Source organism: uncultured Subdoligranulum sp., assembly GCF_937890665.1.
Genome location: NZ_CALADU010000281.1, coordinates 1 through 16,516, shown reverse-complemented (window position 1 = coordinate 16,516; position 16,516 = coordinate 1). Strand labels below are relative to the sequence as shown.

Below are 16,516 nucleotides of genomic sequence, written 5' to 3'. Positions count from 1 at the left end.
GAGAAACATCGGTTTTAGGTCGAAGATGTTTGGAATCGGAGAGACAGCGGAAAACAGGGAACCTAGGGCTAATCAGCCGTACAGAATAAGATAGAGGAGAACTAGTCTTTGCATGAAAACGCTAGAGATAAAGCAAAGTGAATTTAGGTGGAAGCAAAAAGCGTTTTGCCTATTCTGTGCTGTTTTGGTGCTTGGTGTGGCTTTCATTCTTGCCTATCATGATAAAGATTGGAAGCATATTTGGTTGGCTACCGGAATGAACAATGACGAGGTATTTTACAATCGTCAAGTTGTGGGAGTTCTGGCTTATGGTCATCCTAAAGGTGTTTTTGGATATAATGAAAGTGCTGCGCAGATTGGGCACTTCGGAGGATGGGGGCCGTTGCTGGTTTATTTGCAAGCGCTGCCAAGCCTTTTCATTGGAACGGGTGTCAACACCGTATTTTGGAGCAATGTGATTCTCTTTCTGGTAGGATGGGGAGTTTTTGTCTGCTGTGCAAAAATATCGTGTAAGCAACAAATTGTTTTGGGGCTTGCTTTTGTTTGTGCGTGGCTTCCTCTGGAGCAGGTTTTCTCGGGCTCTTCCGAACCCATTCAATATACGTTGATTTTAATTTTGTTTGGTGCCTGCTTTTCTATGCGGGAGCGCGTTCGACCTTTGTTTTTCGGGGTTGCTGCACTTGCTTGCTTTTTGACTACAGTGACGCGGGCATATACAGTGCTTTTGTGGCTGTTTCCCTTGGCATTAACATGGAAAAAAGGACACAAATATAGACTTTTGGGAATTGTAATTGCTGGGATATCTTTGTTACTTTTTGGTTTCAGTGAGGCGTATTGCAATGCACCCTATTACGAAGGCATGGGGACGGATACACAAGGAGTACAATTTCTCTTAGAGGGAAAAATCGGACAGGCGATTTGGTACGAAATCGATCGTGTGAAAGAGGGAATTTCTTTCCTGTATCAAAGTACGGTGTTGACCTTGTCAGGACAACCTCAGGAGCAGGGACGAGCTATCCTTATCTTTGGTATTCTTTTTCTGGTGATGCTGGGGTGCCTTGTGTATGATTGGACGCACAAAAGACCCGTCTTGTTCAAAGGAATAACACTTTTCTGCATTGTGCTTATCTTAGGTGCTATCTTCCTTGTGTATTCTGCGGGTGTAATTCAGCGACATCTTGTGATGCTTTGTGTATGGATGCTGTGTGTCCTGATCGGCGAGGACGCGGTTGCTTTTGTGGCGGTAATTCCTTTGTGTGTATTGTTTTTGCCAATGAATTTAACAGTTGCCAATCTTCCTACCTATTCTGCTGAAATGGACCAGCAGATGGTACAAGTGGAAGAGGCTTTGCAGCAATGTGTGGAAGAACGTTCCAGCAAAGATCCGTGGGATTTTACACTTGCGTATGCGTGGGGAGACGGTGTCTTTCACGGTTACTTATATTCTGTTCCGGCGGGCATGGGAATCCAGTTTGATCAAAGTGAGTATCTGGCAGATGATGCCAACCCGATTCGTGCCCGTTACGCAATGGTAGGCCATGATACGGAAACCGAAGAACGCCTTTTGACCGACGGCTGGCAGGAGCTGGTATCGACCGAAGATCTGGTCGTGTATGAGCGACAGGAGGATTTTCCTCAATGAATTGGATGTCAATAAAAAGATGGAAAGAAAAATCTAGTTGGCGGCAGGTTCTTTGGCTGACGGTATGCGCAGTGATTTTTCTATTTGTAATCTATGCTGCTGTTTATCACGATCAAGATTTATGGAACTTTTGGCTTCCGACCCGCCAGCTCAATGATGATGTGATTTACAGCCGGCAGATGGCCGGAATCTTGTCTGATGGACAACCACGAGGATATTTTGGCTATAATGAAACGCATGCTTCGGTGGGGCATTTTGGTGCATGGGGACCGGTCCTTATTTATTTGTATGCAATACCGGGGCTCTTGGTGGGAACTGGCGTTAATGCGATGTTTTGGTGCAATGTCCTCTTTGCCATTGCAGGATGGGTCTTTTTTGCTTATGGAGCAAAACTGACTGGAAAACAACAAGTTTTTTTTGCTATTTTAGCAGGTTGCCTGTGGACTGCGGTTCAACAAGTATTTACGGGAACTGCCGAACCGGTGCTCTACTTTTTGATTCTTGTTATCGTGGGAGCCTCTGTTTCCTTGCAACGCAACTGGAGCATAAAATGGTATGTTCTTTTGGCGGTGGCTTGTTTCCTGATTACGGTGGTACGGGCTTACACCGTTTTGTTTTGGATTTTTCCTATTTTGGTGTTATGGAAAAGACGATCTAAATGGGCGATTGCCAGTGCGGCATTAGCGGTCTTTTCCATCATAGGCTACTTTGTGGTAACGGCATGGTGTAATGCACCTTATTATGAAGGCATCGATGTAGACTACACGGCTTTTCAGTTGCTGTTTGAAGGCCATGGCATACGAGCTGTGGTATATGAGATCAAGCGAATTTTACAGCAAATGAAGTCTATGTGGGGCGATTATCTTAACCCTATGCTCAATGGCTGGGCTACGGAGCAAGCGATTGCCTTTTTGGGGCTGCTTTTCCTGATTGCGACAACGCTGTTGAGTGTTGTGATCGATATTAGGCGTAAACGGAATGTTCAAATAAGAGTGTACGCACTGCTCTGTGCGTGTACAGGCTTGTTGGCAATGTTTGCGTTTTATTCTGTGTCCCCCATGTCTAGACATTGTACTATGCTGGGGATTGTTCTGTTGGCAGCCTGTGTATATGAATATCGTGGTGTTTGGTGGATTGCGTTGCTTTCTGTTGTCTTTTTGGGGTTGCTCCCTAAAAGCTTGGAGTTGAATCCGTTGCCTACTTATGATGCGCAAATGGATGCACAGATACAAACTGTTTCTACAGCATTGGAGAAAGCGATGGAGTCAAACGATAGCGATGATCCTTGGGAGTATACCCTCGCCTATGCTTTTGGGGAGGACGTTTTCCATGGTTATTTGTATGCGGTGCCGGCAGGTATGGGCATTCAGTTTGATAAACGAAGTTATTTAAGAAAATCGGAAAATCCAATTTACTCAAAATATGTAATGGTAGGCCATGATACGGAAACCGAAGACCGCCTTTTAACCGAAGGTTGGCAGGAGCTGGTCTCCACAGAGGATCTGGTCGTGTACGAACGTCCAGATGACGTGCAATAAAAAGGAGAAGAACGCAACAACCATGAAAAAAATATCCTATGTAATTCCCTGTTATCGCTCCGAGCATACTCTGACCGATGTGGTGCAGGAAATTACCGATACGATGAAAACCTTGCCGCAGTACGAATACGAGATTGTGCTGGTCAACGATTGTTCTCCGGATGACACCCTTGGCACGATCCGCCGTTTGGTGGCGGCAGATTCTCATGTGCAAGGGGTGGATTTGGCCCGCAACTTTGGGCAGCATGCTGCGTTGATGGCTGGCTTTCACCAGTGCAGCGGTGACATCATCGTTTGTTTGGATGATGATGGACAGACTCCGGCGAATGAAGTGGGGCTTTTGCTGAATAAGTTGGAGGAAGGCTACGACGTAGTCTATGCCCGCTACGACAACAAACGACAGGCAGGATGGCGTAATTTGGGCAGTTGGGTCAACAGCAAAATGACCGAAGTTATGCTGGGAAAACCGCCGGAACTGGTGGTGAACAGTTATTTCGCGGCGCGTCGTTTTGTGGTGGAGGAAATGCTGCGCTACGAGCATTGCTATCCGTACGTGATCGGTTTGGTGCTGCGCACGACCAAAAATATTTGTAATGTGTCGGTGCATCATCGTGCTCGGGAGGAAGGCCGCTCCGGCTATACGTTGGGCAAATTGTTGGGGCTATGGATGAATGGCTTTACCTCTTTTTCGGTCAAGCCGCTGCGCATCGCCACTTATTTCGGCACAATTTCTGCAGGGGCCGGTTTTCTGTATTTGATTTATATTCTGATTAACCATTTTACCAAGCACACGGCTCCTTTGGGGTGGGCTTCCACCACGGCGCTGCTTTTGTTGCTGGGAGGCGCAATCCTTATTGTGCTGGGTCTGATTGGAGAGTATGTGGGCCGCATTTATATGTGCAGCAATGCGGCGCCGCAGTATGTGGCCCGGGAGTATCTGCACCATGAGGAGGATGCCCAGTGAAACAAGCAAAGTGGTTTTTGCTGTTGCATTTGATTTTGGGAATCTATGCCAGCAGTAGTGTATGCAGCAAGCTGGCGGCTCGGCAACCGTTTATGAGCGGAGCTTTCATTTTGCTGTATGGTGCTATGTTGTTGGCCTTGGTCATTTATGCATTTGGGTGGCAACAAGTCATCAAACACCTACCGCTGACCACCGCATATGCCAACAAGGCGGTCACCGTGGTGTGGGGAATTTTGCTGGGCTTCCTTCTTTTTGATGAAGGCGTTACCCCGCGGCAGATTGTAGGAGCCATTATTATCATTGCGGGCATCGTGCTGTTTGTGCGAGCCGATCATGAAGGGGAGGATGACGCATGAGCGAAGCACAACTTCCCTATGTACTTCTGTACCTGTGCAGTACGTTTTTGGCATCTGTTTCCCAAGTGTTGCTGAAAAAAGCGGCTTTGCGCGAGCATAGTTCATTACTGGCAGAATATACGGACTGGCGGGTAATTCTGGGGTATGGGCTGTTCGTGGGCTGTACATTGCTCACGATGCTGGCTTACAAGGGCGTACCGCTGAATGTGGGGCCGGTGCTGGAAGCGACCGGATATCTGTATGTCACGATTTTTGGCGTGACGATCTTTCACGAAAAAATGAATCCCAAAAAGATTGCGGCGCTAGCCTTGATTCTTATTGGTATTGTCGTCTATGCTTTGTAAGCAATAAAAACCCCCTGCAACCAAAAGGTTGCAGGGGGGTTATTTTTTCGTTTACCACCATTCCGGCAGACGCTGTTTGCGCTTTAGCCTCTGCTGACGACGCAACGGAGAAGTTTCGTACTCCAAAAGGGTGGCGGCGTAATCCAAAGCCAGCGCCAAAAGGATCCCGAAAACTACATCGATGACGCTGTGCTGTTTGAGCAGCATTGTGGAACAGGTGATGGCAGTGCAAAGAATCACGGCAGCCGGACGCATCCAACGGCGACCCGGTTTATCGAAGCAGCTACTCCGATAATAGGCAAACATCAAGGTAACCGAATTGAACACATGGATGGAAGGACAGACATTGGTGGGGGTATCGGTGCGGTACAAGGCGCGCACCGCATTGGCAAAAAAGTCTGTGCCGGCAATGGTGTGTGGGCGCAGAGTCAATCCGTTGGGAACGATAAGATAAAACAATAGCGACAGCGTCATGCCGGTAAAGAGAGGCAAGCAAAGCCGCCAAAACTCGTTGCGGGGACCGCGCCAGAGTATGTAGAACAGGGTGAAGGGAATCCACGGGAACCACATCGAGTAGGGGATGATGGCATATTTGCAGAATGGGATCAAGTCATCCAGACGGCAATGCACCCATAGGTCGGGGACGGTAACGTATTTTTCCAGCAGCGTAAAGCAGAGAAGGTAGAACAAAAGATACAGCGCCATGAAACCGATGGGGTGACGCATACACCAGTTACGCATACGAAACTCCTTTTGTAAGCAGAATAATCAACGTATTATGGCGATGTACCATTATACGCCGGGAACCATCGGAAAAGCAAGCAGAAAAGACGACAAGAAACATCCGTCAGAAACGGCGGAATTTGTACGCTTTGGCGATGCTATGGAAAATCGATGGCTTCTATTTACTATAACGACGTAGAATGGATAACCATTGCATCTTTTGTAAATTTTTCATATAAAATAGAAGGAATTACGAACTAAGACATCTGGAACGACGTTTACGGCCACAACCAACGTAGATAATACAGCCAAGCAGGCAAACGAGCGAGAGTACCTCGCTGCCGCGCCACCACAGCGGCGACTGCCAGTAGATGGCAATGGTACCGGTGTAGTCAGCGGGGATTGTCAAGACAATACGGGCATTCTCTCCGCTTTGAATGGGAAAATCTGCTCCGGTTTCAACATCGGTGGCGATATAGTGACCGTAGTTGAAGATCGGCACGGAAATGTTAGTCTCTGCTCCGGTGTTTTCCACACTTACATAGGCGGTGCCTTCTATTTTCTCATAGTTGGTCAAGGTTAAATCATCGCTGCCGGGTTTGGGCTGTGCCCAAATTGTCTCATAGATACTACAACCATCGATCATGTACTCGCCGACACCCACCTCGCGGGTGGCGTTGCGGCTGACGGTGTTGGCGGTCAGATCCGTGACGTCCAACATCTGCATTTGGAAGTAACCAGTTGTGATGGCTAAGCAAAGCACAAGAACTACCGCAGCTCGGCGAGCTTCGGGGCGATGGGAGACTTGTAAGTGACGCAATGCCAGCAGTGTGGCAGCACAAAGCAACAGCGTAGCCAGAGAGAGAAAACGCCATGGATATTGGAATGTGCCGGCTAGCTTTCCTACGGTATGACCCAGCCAGCTTTCCACAAAATCCCAGGGGAAAATCTGTAAAGTCAGCACGGCGGCCAGCAACCCGAACCCCGTTGTGACGCGCAGAGGAAAGGACAACGGTTGGCGTTCCCGATTCCACAAGCACCAAGCCACAAGAACAAGACCAGCCACCAAGGATAAGCCCAAAGTCAGACTCATATCGTTGGAAGTACCGGCCATACTACCGCCGAAGCCTACCCCTAAGGGGTTTACCAACTGCATCAGGTAGAGACCGTCTTGCTGGGGTTTGCCCACAGAAGGGTTGTTTACCTGCAAATTGGTGGATAGTGCGGTGGATATAAAAGGAAGCAAAAACCATGCACTAAGGCCAAAGGCAAGCACTGCGGCCTTACACCAAGCGGCTAAGCGGGCGGGTTGGAGCGTCCGCTTTAGGGTGAGCAGGCAGAAAAGTAGTAGTAGCAAGGCCGTCAGCTCAGTAGAAATCAAATGGCTTTGTACCAAAGCTGCCATACCAAAAGCCAAAGGGGCCCATTGAGAGAAGCGAGGCTTTTCACAACGGTACATTTCATAGACGCCCAGCAAAACCAGAGGCAGGAAACTCATGGCGGTATATTCGCCCAGCGCGGCCCGGAAATAGACACAGACCAACCGGTAAAGAGAGAGCGTATACAGTGCTGCACCCAATACACCGCCCCGGCGGCTTCCTGTCATTTTGGCAAAGCACAGATAGCTGAAGACACAGGCTGCCAGTGTGATGGCAAAGATGTACACTTGGTAGCAGGTACGCAACGGTAGCCACAGGTTATACAGCAGCGCGGGAAGCAATAGGAACAATTCGCAGTAACACAGCGGGTTGGCGTAGCCGTATCCGTTGAGGGTGGTGGTAGTCAGGCGCACCGGGAATTGTCCGTAGGAAATCTCCTCGGCCATGGCGGAAATTCGCTGCAAGTGGTACCCCAGATCGTGCCCATAGTACAACTGATTGCTGAAAGAAGGCAGGCAGGCAATCACCGTGATTCCAACCAACAGCAATGGGATGCGTAAAGACTTGCGGAGTGCGACCTCCTTGGAACCTATTGTGGCGAACAGCAGCCAGAATAAGAAATCAATCGCTGCAAAGAAGATTGCAAAACAGAACAGTCGGGTTACCCGATAAATGGGCTGCTCTGTAAAAGTAATAGAATACAGGTATAACTGCCCTTCATCGTATTGCAACGTGGCGCAAAAATCACTAAGGCGAGCGCCGGAACTGATCCATAGACGGGTGGTGACGGAACGGTGACCATCATCCAGCGTCAGAGTGTCGGCATGTACGGCAGAAGGCGTTTTCTTGGAGGAAAAGGTCAGGGAACCGGCGCTTTGCAGGACACTAAAAGTGGGGGAATCCGGCGTTTGACAGGAAAAGTATTTCACTGTCACCTCATAAGCGCCGGAAGGCAGTGCCGCCGGGGTGGAGGAAAAGGTGATTCCTTTGTCCGTGACAAATCCTTCGTTATTATAAATTTGTAAGGCACTGCCATCCTCGGTCAGCGTGGCAAAGGAAGAAAATTCATTGGTAAAGGTGTCCGGGGTTAAGGCCAGCCGGTAAGGTTCACCAAATAGTCCTGCCAGTTGGACCAACAGAACCACCAGTTCGGCCAACAGCAAAAATGCAAAGATTCGGTTTTTGCGCAAAAAAGTGATACAGGTGTGCATGGGGGATCCCTACCTCATTTATGGTTTTGATTGCATCTATTTAAAAGGAAAATTTTTCTTATTATACCATGTGGCAAGGGGTTGCGCAATCCGACGGTCTTTGCACAACCCGGAAGAACTGCTTTTGGCGGAATTGCCTGTTATTGCAGAGAAACGCTCCTTCGTCTTGCGTTTTGGGAAAGAATATGGTATCATACATTACAATATGCGTTCACTGTACTTTATGGCTGGCGCATAAAATTTTAAAACAGAAAGTAGAGTTGGTAGTTTCCCCAATGGACGATGGCAGTATATTTATGATCGTTGCACTGGTTATTCTGGTGTGCATGTCGGCTTTCTTTTCTTCGGCCGAAACCGCGTATTCTTCCCTGAACCTGATCCGGTTGCGCAGCCGTGCAGATGCCGGTGACCGGCAGGCCGCGAAGGTTCTTTCCTTGGCGGAACGGTACGACAGTTTGCTCAGTACCATCCTGATCGGCAACAACATTGTCAACATCGGCGCTTCTTCTATCGGCACGGTGCTGTTCACCAAGGTATTGGGTGGGGCGTACGGTCCTACCGTTTCTACCATCGTGTTGACGCTGGTGGTGCTTACCTTCGGTGAGATCACGCCCAAGAGCATGGCCAAGGAGATGCCGGAATCGCTGGCGTTGAGTTTTGCGCCTACGTTGAGTGTCTTGGTCACGGTATTTACCCCGTTGAACTGGATCTTTGGCCAATGGAAGAACTTCCTTGCGAAGCGCTTTTATAAAGGCGAGCGAGATACCATCACCGAAGGTGAGCTGGTCACGATGGTCAGCGAGGCTGAGAAGGACGGCGAGCTCACCGACCGGGAAAGCGAACTGATCCGCAGCGCTATTGAGTTTGACGACGTAGAGGTACAGGATGTCCTAACCCCCCGCGTAGACGTGGTAGCTGTGGAGGACGATACCCCCATGGAAGAAGTGGTGGATATGTTCGCCGAGAGTGGGTATTCCCGCTTGCCGGTCTACCATGAAACGATCGATAACATCATCGGTGTGGTACACGAGAAGGACTGTTTTGCTGCGTTGCGCAAAGGCAACGTCAAGGAAGTTAAATTGGAAAGTTTGGTCAGTCCCACGCTGTACACCACGACCGCCACCCAGATTTCCAGCCTGTTGCTCACCCTGCGGGAGAGCAAGCACCATATGGCTGTCGTAGTGGATGAATACGGTGGTACCGCCGGTATCATCACGTTGGAGGACATCCTCGAGGAGCTGGTAGGCGAGATCTGGGACGAGCACGACGATGTGGTGGAAGAGATTCATCAGCAAAGCGATGGTAGCTGGCTGGTGTCCGGTGCCGCCGGTATCGACGATGTAGCCGAAGAGCTTTCCATCAAGGACGAGGAAGAAATCGATGCCATTGCCATCAGTGGTCTGGTACAGGAAAAGCTGGGCCGCCTGCCCAAAGTGGGGGACCACTTTGTTTGGGGCGACTGTGACGGTACCGTGACCCGGGTAAGCCATCGCCGCGTACAGGAAGTGCGCTTGACCCGCCGCCCGCCGGAGGAAACGCCCCGCAAAGGGGAACGGGACCGCCGTGAGCACCGGGAACGGGAAAAAGAGCGTGACAACCGTCGCGGTCAGGAAAATCGATAACCTATAAAAAGAGACCCTCAGGGAAATTGGATGTTTCCCTGAGGGTCGTTTTTGTTTGGGGAGTACGGGTTGCTTATTGTTGCGGGGTAAAGGTGATGGAGTCTAGCGTGATTCGTGCCCCAGAAAGCAATTCTACCTCGATTTGATAGTTGTCGCCAGCAGGAATGCCACAGAAGGAGAGCGCAGAATCTGCGGCAAGGAGATCTTGTGTCTGAACGACGGTGTCGCCCTGCCGAATCGTAACGTGTCCCAAAACTTCCATTCCCAGTGTTGAAGAGGAATAAGCAAGGGAAATATCTGCGGTGGTACAGAGCGAAAGGGAAGGTGACTGCAATACAACCCCGAAGTTTCCTTCGGTGTCAAGTGACCGGTTTTGATCTATGCTGCCCTGATACGTGTAACCGGTGGAGTTGGGATAATCTAGACCAACTCCATTATAGGGAAGGCCTACAAGACCGTCCGGTAGAGAACCATTTTCTAAGAGATAAATAGTGTAATTCTCCGTTTGGCTGTAATAGGTGACGTTTTGAAGGTAAGGGGGAAGCTCGGAGAGAGAAGAACCAGACGCTAACACCAAGGCGGCCTCTCCAATGTCGGGGTGTGCATCAATATCTGACATGGGAGCGTCGAAAGTGTATAAATAACAAGCGTCTTCTTGCGGCCATAGCAGTTTGTAACGATGGTTGCGGTCCAAAAGACCACAAATTTCGGTTGTTGTATTTGACTGGAACACAAAGACGTCGGTGACGTCCATTTTTTCGATCTCTTCGCACAACTTGTGCTCTTTGGCGTTGATGCCAACCGTTCCATCTGTTTTCCAATAAACTAGATACGCACGGCGATCACAAAGGAAAACTAATGCGCAGAGAGCTAATGTGCCGACCGTGCGCATGGCATATCGGAAGCGTTGAGAACTGGGCCAATGTGCCTTGGGAAAGTGCGCAGCTACCAACAAAAGCAACGGGATTCCGCCAATCAAGTGGTAACGTACTTCAAAATAAGGGTCGCCATAGTGGGTATCCAAAATGGTCAACAACAAAAAGTTCCAAATGGCAGGAGCTGCAAGGTAGACAGCGGGGTATTCTTTCACACAAAGCTTACCGCGCACGCCACGCAGCAGAACCAACATGCAGCGGTAAAGCATGACCAACGCAATCCCCCAGCACAGAAGTTGGGCCATACCAGAAAGGCGAGTTACTGCAGTCTTGTCGCGAGTAACGGCGCCAAAAAGACGGAAGAAACCTACCAAATTGTTCCCGATGTTGGCGGCTAAAGTGTCCATGGAATTGAGGTTCATATACCCGCCGGAAATATCAACCCCCATCAAAAGTCCGACGAGCCGGCCCAATAAGGTGATGGCGACGCTGCCTAGGGTGCAGATCCAGTAATACAATGTTAAAGGAACTTTTTCATAGAGCCACAATACTGCAAAGGCAAGGAGTACAGGTGCGATTCCCATGGCGGCAACGTAAATGCCGCTGGAAAGAGAGGTTAAGCCAAGAACAAAGAGGTAAATGGTGAGCAGAATCCAGTCGTGCTTCTGTGGTGTTTTGGGGCTGGGAGTCAGGAGCAGATAGATCAAAAGCAGAGGAAGCAGGACCTTGAATGTGTAGGGGGAGCAGTTTAGGAACATCATGTTCCAGTAATATAGATTGCCGGCCGAATAGGGAATTAGTATCAGAATGCAAGCCAACCACGGATTGATGCGTAAAAGGGACTGCTGATTCACTCTGCGGCAAAATAGGAAGATGAATCCAATCCACATGGCAATATTTACGATATTGGCGCAACAAAAAGCGAGCGTTGCATCGCCCAAGAGCCCATAGAAGGGCAAGGCCAGCAGGACAGCGGTATCTACTTCCATCGTGGTGGTGTAAACCCAGTCCGGTACAAACGGTGTGCCGGATTCCCACATGGCAATCATATGGGTATACTGACGAGCAACATCTCCATCTAAAATCGTGTCACCAGCCGCAAACATGGTAATACATAAGAAAAGCACTTGGACAACAAGAAGGACCGGCAGAATCCAACGAAATGCCAAAAGGCTGTTTTTACGCATTTTGAGTTTTTCCTCCTTCTGTGGGGGCGAAAAAAGCAATTACTATACAAAGAACCCGTAACGCAAATTGTTACGGGTTCTTAAAAGGATGCAGATGATACTCAACGAAGAAGGGATGATCTGTGCGATCGAAAATCCTATCCGGCTGATCAAATGGGCTCATCCTATCAGTGCTTTAAAATATAGTCAGAACACCATATTTTTGAGATTCAATTTGCATACGAATGCGTCCTCATTATACCACATTCAAACGATCTGTCAATAAAATGGATGTGGACTGCTTTTTACGCAAAACCCGGGTGCGACGATTCGTCGCACCCGGGTTGAGTAAAAAACAGTTTTTCTTTACTGGAACACAGCTACCCAGTAATGGCAGCCGTCGCCGTCATACATATGGGCGATGGCGCCGCGGGTGTAGCTGGTGGAAATCATATTGGCATAGTGACCGGGACTGGCCTGCCAAGCCGCCATGACCGAGGAAGCATCCCAATAGCCGACGGCAATGTTTTCACCGGTCTGCGCGCCGTTGTGGCTGAAATCCACCGCGATCTGCTCGCAGCGGGAGCATGCCAACGAGGCAAGGCTGTCATCCCAAGCCAGTGCCGAGGCGCCGGCGGCAGCGCGTACCTGATTCTGCAAATCGAAGGCACCGCTGTCGGTGGTGACGTAGAAATATCCGTGTCCGCCGTCGGTGGTGGGGGCGGTAGCGCCGGAATCGCTGCCGGTGCTGCTGTCGGCACTGCTGTCAGTGCTGGGGGCGGCGGTATTGTCGCTGCCTGCGGCATTGGTGTTGCCGGCGGCCGGAGTGGTCGCGGCGGGAGCCGCGGCAGTGAGCGTAACGTTGGCGGTCACCCCGTGGGCTGTGGCGGCGGTAATGGTTACTTCACCGGTACCGACCATATCGACCCAACCTTCATCGACTACTGCGATTTTCTCGTCGCTGGAAGTCCAAGTCAGGGTGGCTGCGTCCACTTTCTCACCGTTTTCGTCGGTTACGGTAAGGGAAGTTCCGCTGCCCTTCGTGACTTCGGTCTTGGCGGCGGTCAAGGTCAGCGACCGAGGCCCGGACCACACTTCCACCGGGGCGGTGGCGGTTTTTCCGTTGGGGGCGGTGACGGTCAAGGTGGTGGAACCTTCCGCAACCGGCACGACCTTGTCATCCTGCCAGCGGGCAATCGACTCGTCGGCCACGGTAAAGGTCAGCGTGCCGCTGAACTGCTCGGGCACCACCGTGTAATCGGGGGCAGCAGGATCATCGTCCAGATGCAGGGAGATGGGCTGCAGGGAGATGCTTTCCACCGGGATGATAACCGCCACGTTCTGGAAGGCGGTCCAATCCCCGGCGGTGGCAGTGACGACCGTTTCGCCTTCTGCCAAAGCGGTCACGGTACCGTCGGCGCTGACCGTGGCAATGGATTCGTCAGCGCTGGCGTAGGTAACGTCCACTTTCGCGTTTTCCGGTGTGGCACCGTCGTACGTGTAGCTGGGTTCCAACTGTGCGGTTTCCCCGGTGGCCAGTTCCAACGGGGTGTCCGGCAAGGCAATGCCGGTCAGTTTGGCACCGCAGGCGACCAATGAGCAGGCCATCGTAGCGGCTAAGACTAAAGACAAAATGCGCTTCATATGTTCCTCCTCCTAGTGATACAAAGAAACAAAATTCTACTTTTTACTATACGCGCAAAAGTTCCTATACGCGCAAAAGTTCCTTTTCGTCAAGAAGAAAAAAGAAAGACCGGAAAAGAAGTTGTCTTCTTTTCCGGTCTTCTTGGTGGACGGTACAGGACTCGAACCTGTGACCTCCTGCACGTCAAGCAGATGCTCTACCAGCTGAGCTAACCGTCCATATTGTGTTGCGGCCGCGTTTCTTGCGACGCCAATAATCATACCAAACCCCGCAGAAAAAATCAAGCCCTTTTTTCAAAAAAAATCAACTTTTTTTGAAAAACACGCCGCTGCGCGGTTTTTGACGTTATAAAAAGCAGAGGGCCACGGTGGACGGCACCGCAATTTTGTGGTATACTATATCGGTTAAAGTGGGGAGGTGTAGAAAGTTGCGGGTATTGGGCATTGACCCCGGCTATGCCATTGTAGGCTGGGGTGTGGTGGAATATATCGGCAACCGGTTTGCACCCGTCGGGTATGGGGCAATCCTTACCGAAAAAGACACGCCTTTCGAGCATCGTTTGGCGGAAATCTACGATGCCGTGGTGGATGTCTGCCGCCGTTACCAGCCCGAAGCCCTCTCCATCGAAAAGCTGTACTACCAACACAACCAGACCACCGTTATCGGGGTGGCGGAAGCCCGCGGGGTGATCCTGCTGGCCGCGGCCCAGTGCGGGGTCCCCATTTATGAATATACGCCCATGCAGGTCAAGCAGGCCATTACCGGGTACGGCAAGGCCGTGAAAAAGCAGATCCAGGAGATGACCCGCATGATGCTGCATCTTGAAACCATTCCCAAACCGGATGATACGGCGGATGCTTTGGGCATGGCCATTGCCCACTGCCATTGCAGCCGCAGCCGCCTGATGGGCACCCAGCCCCGCTGAGTGCCGTTTAGATTGCGAGGAACCGTACTATGATCTATTGCCTGACCGGCAAAATTTTGAAAAAAACGTTGGACTCTGCCGTTATCAGCTGCGGCGGGGTGGGGTATGCCGTGCAGATCCCGGCCACCACCGGCGAAGCGCTGCCCGCCCCGGGACAGGAAGGCACCGTCTATACCGTTCTGAACGTCAGCGAAAACGATGTTTCTCTCTATGGCTTTGCCACCGAGGAACAGCGGGACTGTTTTAAAATGCTGACTTCGGTCTCCGGTGTGGGCCCCAAGGCGGGGCTGGCCATCCTTTCGGTGATGAGCCCCGAAAAAATCGCATTGGCGGCCTCTTCCGGGGACCACAAGGCGTTCACCAAGGCGTCGGGCGTAGGGCCCAAATTGGCCCAGCGCATCACGCTGGAACTGAAAGACAAGGTGGGCAAAGGTTTGGCGGAAGGCACCGGCTTCGGCGGGAAAGATCTTTCCGCCCCGGCGCCCAGTTCGGCTCCGGCACAGGCGGTGGCGGCACTGGTCAGTCTGGGGTATACACCCTCTGACGCGGCGGCTGCCGTGGCCCGGGTGGATGAAACGCTGCCCGTGCAGGACATTATTAAAGTGGCGCTGCGCAGCTTGTCGCGTGCCCGGTAAGGAGGGGATAGACCACCATGAATCAGGAATACACCGTAGATCCCAGCCGGCTGGTCAGCCCCGACGCGATGCCCGCCGATGCCGAAGAAATCAGCCTGCGCCCCAAAACGCTGGACGACTATGTAGGACAGGAAAAGGCCAAGGGCAACCTGCGGGTTTACCTGCGGGCAGCCCAGCAGCGGGGGGAACCCATGGACCACATCCTGCTGTATGGTCCCCCGGGTTTGGGCAAGACTACACTGGCCGGTATTGTGGCGCAGGAGATGGGGGTGCAGATCCGCATCACCTCGGGTCCTGCCATCGAAAAGCCCGGCGATTTGGCCGCGCTTCTGACCAACCTGCAGGAAGGGGATGTCCTCTTTATCGATGAGATCCACCGCCTTTCCCGGCAGGTGGAGGAAGTGCTTTACCCGGCGCTGGAAGATTATGCGCTGGATATTATGATCGGCAAGGGCCCCAGCGCCCAGAGCATCCGCATCAACCTGCCCCGGTTCACCCTGATCGGAGCGACTACCCGGGCGGGTCAACTCACCGGACCTTTGCGGGACCGCTTTGGCATCCTGCTCAAGCTGGAGCCTTACAGTCCCAAGGAACTGGGACAGATCATTACCCGCAGCGCGGGGATTTTGGGCATTCCCATCACCGAAGAAGGCGCTTTGGAATTGGCCCGGTGCAGCCGCGGTACGCCCCGTATCGCCAACCGGCTGCTCAAGCGGGTGCGGGATTTTGCCACCGTGCAGGGGGACGGTACCATCGACGAAGAAACGGCGGTACAAGCCCGCAAGTGGATGGACATTGACGAGATGGGACTGGACGAGCTGGACCGCAGTTTGCTGCGGGCCATCATCGAGATGTACGGCGGCGGTCCGGTCGGTCTGGAGACCTTGGCGGCAGCCTTGGGCGAGGAGAGCGTCACCTTGGAGGACCTCTGTGAGCCCTATCTGATGCAGATGGGCATGCTGACCCGTACCCCCCGGGGCCGCTGTGTGACCCGACTGGCCTACGAGCATCTGCACATGGCGGTGCCCCGTCGTTTTGACGAGGTGGACGGCCAGCAGAGCATGTTTTAAACAAGCCTTTTTTCGCACCGCCGGACAAGCCGGCGGCATACAATAGAAAAACAACCTGAGTACGAAAGGACCTGATGATTATGGGTAAACTGTTTGGAACCGACGGTGTCCGCGGCGTGGCGGGCAAGGACTTGACCTGCGAACTGGCACTGCAGATCGGCCGCGGCACCGCGGCGGTACTGACCCGTTTGGATGGCCACCGTCCCAAGATCCTCATTGGCAAGGACACCCGTGTGTCCGGCGATATGCTGGAATCCACGCTGGCCGCAGGCCTGTGCAGTGTGGGTGCCGACGTGGACCTGCTGGGCGTCATTCCCACCCCCGGTGTGGCCTATCTGGTGCGCAAATACCACGCCGATGCGGGTATTATGATCTCGGCCTCCCACAACCCCATGGAATTTAACGGCATCAAGATCTTCAA

At 51.8% G+C, this 16,516-nt stretch carries 13 protein-coding genes, 1 tRNA gene and 1 pseudogene; 10 read left to right on the top strand and 5 right to left on the bottom strand.

Going from position 1 to position 16,516, the window contains the following annotated elements:
• The first annotated feature begins 112 nt into the window (after window positions 1-112).
• From Q0526_RS15980 to Q0526_RS15960, 5 genes are read left to right on the top strand one after another with little or no spacing between them, the layout of a single operon-like run.
• On the top strand, window positions 113-1,642 hold the full coding sequence (locus Q0526_RS15980; protein WP_298735774.1) for a hypothetical protein: 1,530 nt from the start codon (window positions 113-115) through the stop codon (window positions 1,640-1,642).
• The gene (locus tag Q0526_RS15975) at window positions 1,639-3,180 is read left to right on the top strand and encodes a hypothetical protein (RefSeq protein WP_298735771.1); all 1,542 of its coding nucleotides are present in this window, start codon (window positions 1,639-1,641) and stop codon (window positions 3,178-3,180) included. Before Q0526_RS15980 ends, Q0526_RS15975 begins: the two co-directional genes overlap by 4 nt.
• A 22-nt stretch (window positions 3,181-3,202) precedes the next feature.
• Window positions 3,203-4,144 (top strand): glycosyltransferase family 2 protein, encoded by a 942-nt coding sequence (locus Q0526_RS15970; RefSeq protein ID WP_298735769.1) that lies wholly within the window; start codon window positions 3,203-3,205, stop codon window positions 4,142-4,144.
• The gene (locus Q0526_RS15965; protein WP_298735765.1) at window positions 4,141-4,500 is read left to right on the top strand and encodes an EamA family transporter; all 360 of its coding nucleotides are present in this window, start codon (window positions 4,141-4,143) and stop codon (window positions 4,498-4,500) included. The genes Q0526_RS15970 and Q0526_RS15965 overlap by 4 nt, the downstream gene beginning before the upstream one ends.
• Window positions 4,497-4,844, top strand: coding sequence for an EamA family transporter (locus tag Q0526_RS15960; RefSeq protein ID WP_298735763.1), 348 nt, complete (start codon window positions 4,497-4,499; stop codon window positions 4,842-4,844). Before Q0526_RS15965 ends, Q0526_RS15960 begins: the two co-directional genes overlap by 4 nt.
• 51 nt (window positions 4,845-4,895) lie before the next feature.
• Here Q0526_RS15960 and Q0526_RS15955 read toward each other — a convergent pair whose 3' ends face one another.
• Together Q0526_RS15955 and Q0526_RS15950 are read right to left on the bottom strand one after the other, a co-directional pair.
• Window positions 4,896-5,585 (bottom strand): phosphatase PAP2 family protein, encoded by a 690-nt coding sequence (locus Q0526_RS15955; protein ID WP_298735762.1) that lies wholly within the window; start codon window positions 5,583-5,585, stop codon window positions 4,896-4,898.
• Between the two features lie 232 nt (window positions 5,586-5,817).
• Window positions 5,818-8,157: a hypothetical protein gene (locus Q0526_RS15950; protein ID WP_298735760.1), complete on the bottom strand. Its 2,340-nt coding sequence runs from the start codon at window positions 8,155-8,157 to the stop codon at window positions 5,818-5,820.
• 275 nt (window positions 8,158-8,432) lie between these two features.
• Here Q0526_RS15950 and Q0526_RS15945 point away from each other — a divergent pair, with 275 nt between their 5' ends.
• Window positions 8,433-9,779, top strand: coding sequence for a hemolysin family protein (locus Q0526_RS15945; RefSeq protein WP_298735758.1), 1,347 nt, complete (start codon window positions 8,433-8,435; stop codon window positions 9,777-9,779).
• A gap of 73 nt (window positions 9,780-9,852) precedes the next feature.
• Here the strand turns inward: Q0526_RS15945 and Q0526_RS15940 are convergent, their stop codons facing one another.
• From Q0526_RS15940 to Q0526_RS15930, 3 genes are all read right to left on the bottom strand, one after another.
• Window positions 9,853-11,841 (bottom strand): hypothetical protein, encoded by a 1,989-nt coding sequence (locus tag Q0526_RS15940; RefSeq protein ID WP_298735755.1) that lies wholly within the window; start codon window positions 11,839-11,841, stop codon window positions 9,853-9,855.
• A 345-nt stretch (window positions 11,842-12,186) separates the two neighbouring features.
• Window positions 12,187-13,464, bottom strand: coding sequence for an Ig-like domain-containing protein (locus Q0526_RS15935; RefSeq protein ID WP_298735750.1), 1,278 nt, complete (start codon window positions 13,462-13,464; stop codon window positions 12,187-12,189).
• A 143-nt stretch (window positions 13,465-13,607) separates the two neighbouring features.
• Window positions 13,608-13,683, bottom strand: a tRNA-Val gene (locus tag Q0526_RS15930).
• Between the two features lie 209 nt (window positions 13,684-13,892).
• On the opposite strand from Q0526_RS15930, the gene ruvC reads away from it, so the two are divergent.
• The 4 genes and pseudogenes from ruvC to Q0526_RS15910 all read left to right on the top strand — a co-directional run.
• Window positions 13,893-14,390 (top strand): crossover junction endodeoxyribonuclease RuvC, encoded by a 498-nt coding sequence (gene ruvC / locus Q0526_RS15925; RefSeq protein ID WP_298735747.1) that lies wholly within the window; start codon window positions 13,893-13,895, stop codon window positions 14,388-14,390.
• Between the two features lie 29 nt (window positions 14,391-14,419).
• Complete coding sequence (gene ruvA, locus Q0526_RS15920; protein WP_298735745.1) at window positions 14,420-15,025, top strand: Holliday junction branch migration protein RuvA; 606 nt, start codon at window positions 14,420-14,422, stop codon at window positions 15,023-15,025.
• A 17-nt stretch (window positions 15,026-15,042) separates the two neighbouring features.
• Window positions 15,043-16,095, top strand: a complete 1,053-nt coding sequence (gene ruvB, locus Q0526_RS15915) for a Holliday junction branch migration DNA helicase RuvB (RefSeq protein WP_298735743.1) — start codon at window positions 15,043-15,045, stop codon at window positions 16,093-16,095.
• Between the two features lie 80 nt (window positions 16,096-16,175).
• Window positions 16,176-16,516 (top strand): annotated as a pseudogene (locus Q0526_RS15910) (phosphoglucosamine mutase); the annotation flags it as partial.

Coding starts and splice junctions, on each gene's coding strand:
- Q0526_RS15970 (WP_298735769.1), top strand. CDS start 3,203: ATGAAAAAAATATCCTATGTAATTCCCTGTTATCGCTCCGAGCATACT.
- Q0526_RS15975 (WP_298735771.1), top strand. CDS start 1,639: ATGAATTGGATGTCAATAAAAAGATGGAAAGAAAAATCTAGTTGGCGG.
- Q0526_RS15945 (WP_298735758.1), top strand. CDS start 8,433: ATGGACGATGGCAGTATATTTATGATCGTTGCACTGGTTATTCTGGTG.
- ruvA (WP_298735745.1), top strand. CDS start 14,420: ATGATCTATTGCCTGACCGGCAAAATTTTGAAAAAAACGTTGGACTCT.
- ruvB (WP_298735743.1), top strand. CDS start 15,043: ATGAATCAGGAATACACCGTAGATCCCAGCCGGCTGGTCAGCCCCGAC.
- Q0526_RS15960 (WP_298735763.1), top strand. CDS start 4,497: ATGAGCGAAGCACAACTTCCCTATGTACTTCTGTACCTGTGCAGTACG.
- Q0526_RS15940 (WP_298735755.1), bottom strand. CDS start 11,841: ATGCGTAAAAACAGCCTTTTGGCATTTCGTTGGATTCTGCCGGTCCTT.
- Q0526_RS15955 (WP_298735762.1), bottom strand. CDS start 5,585: ATGCGTAACTGGTGTATGCGTCACCCCATCGGTTTCATGGCGCTGTAT.
- Q0526_RS15980 (WP_298735774.1), top strand. CDS start 113: ATGAAAACGCTAGAGATAAAGCAAAGTGAATTTAGGTGGAAGCAAAAA.
- Q0526_RS15935 (WP_298735750.1), bottom strand. CDS start 13,464: ATGAAGCGCATTTTGTCTTTAGTCTTAGCCGCTACGATGGCCTGCTCA.
- Q0526_RS15950 (WP_298735760.1), bottom strand. CDS start 8,157: ATGCACACCTGTATCACTTTTTTGCGCAAAAACCGAATCTTTGCATTT.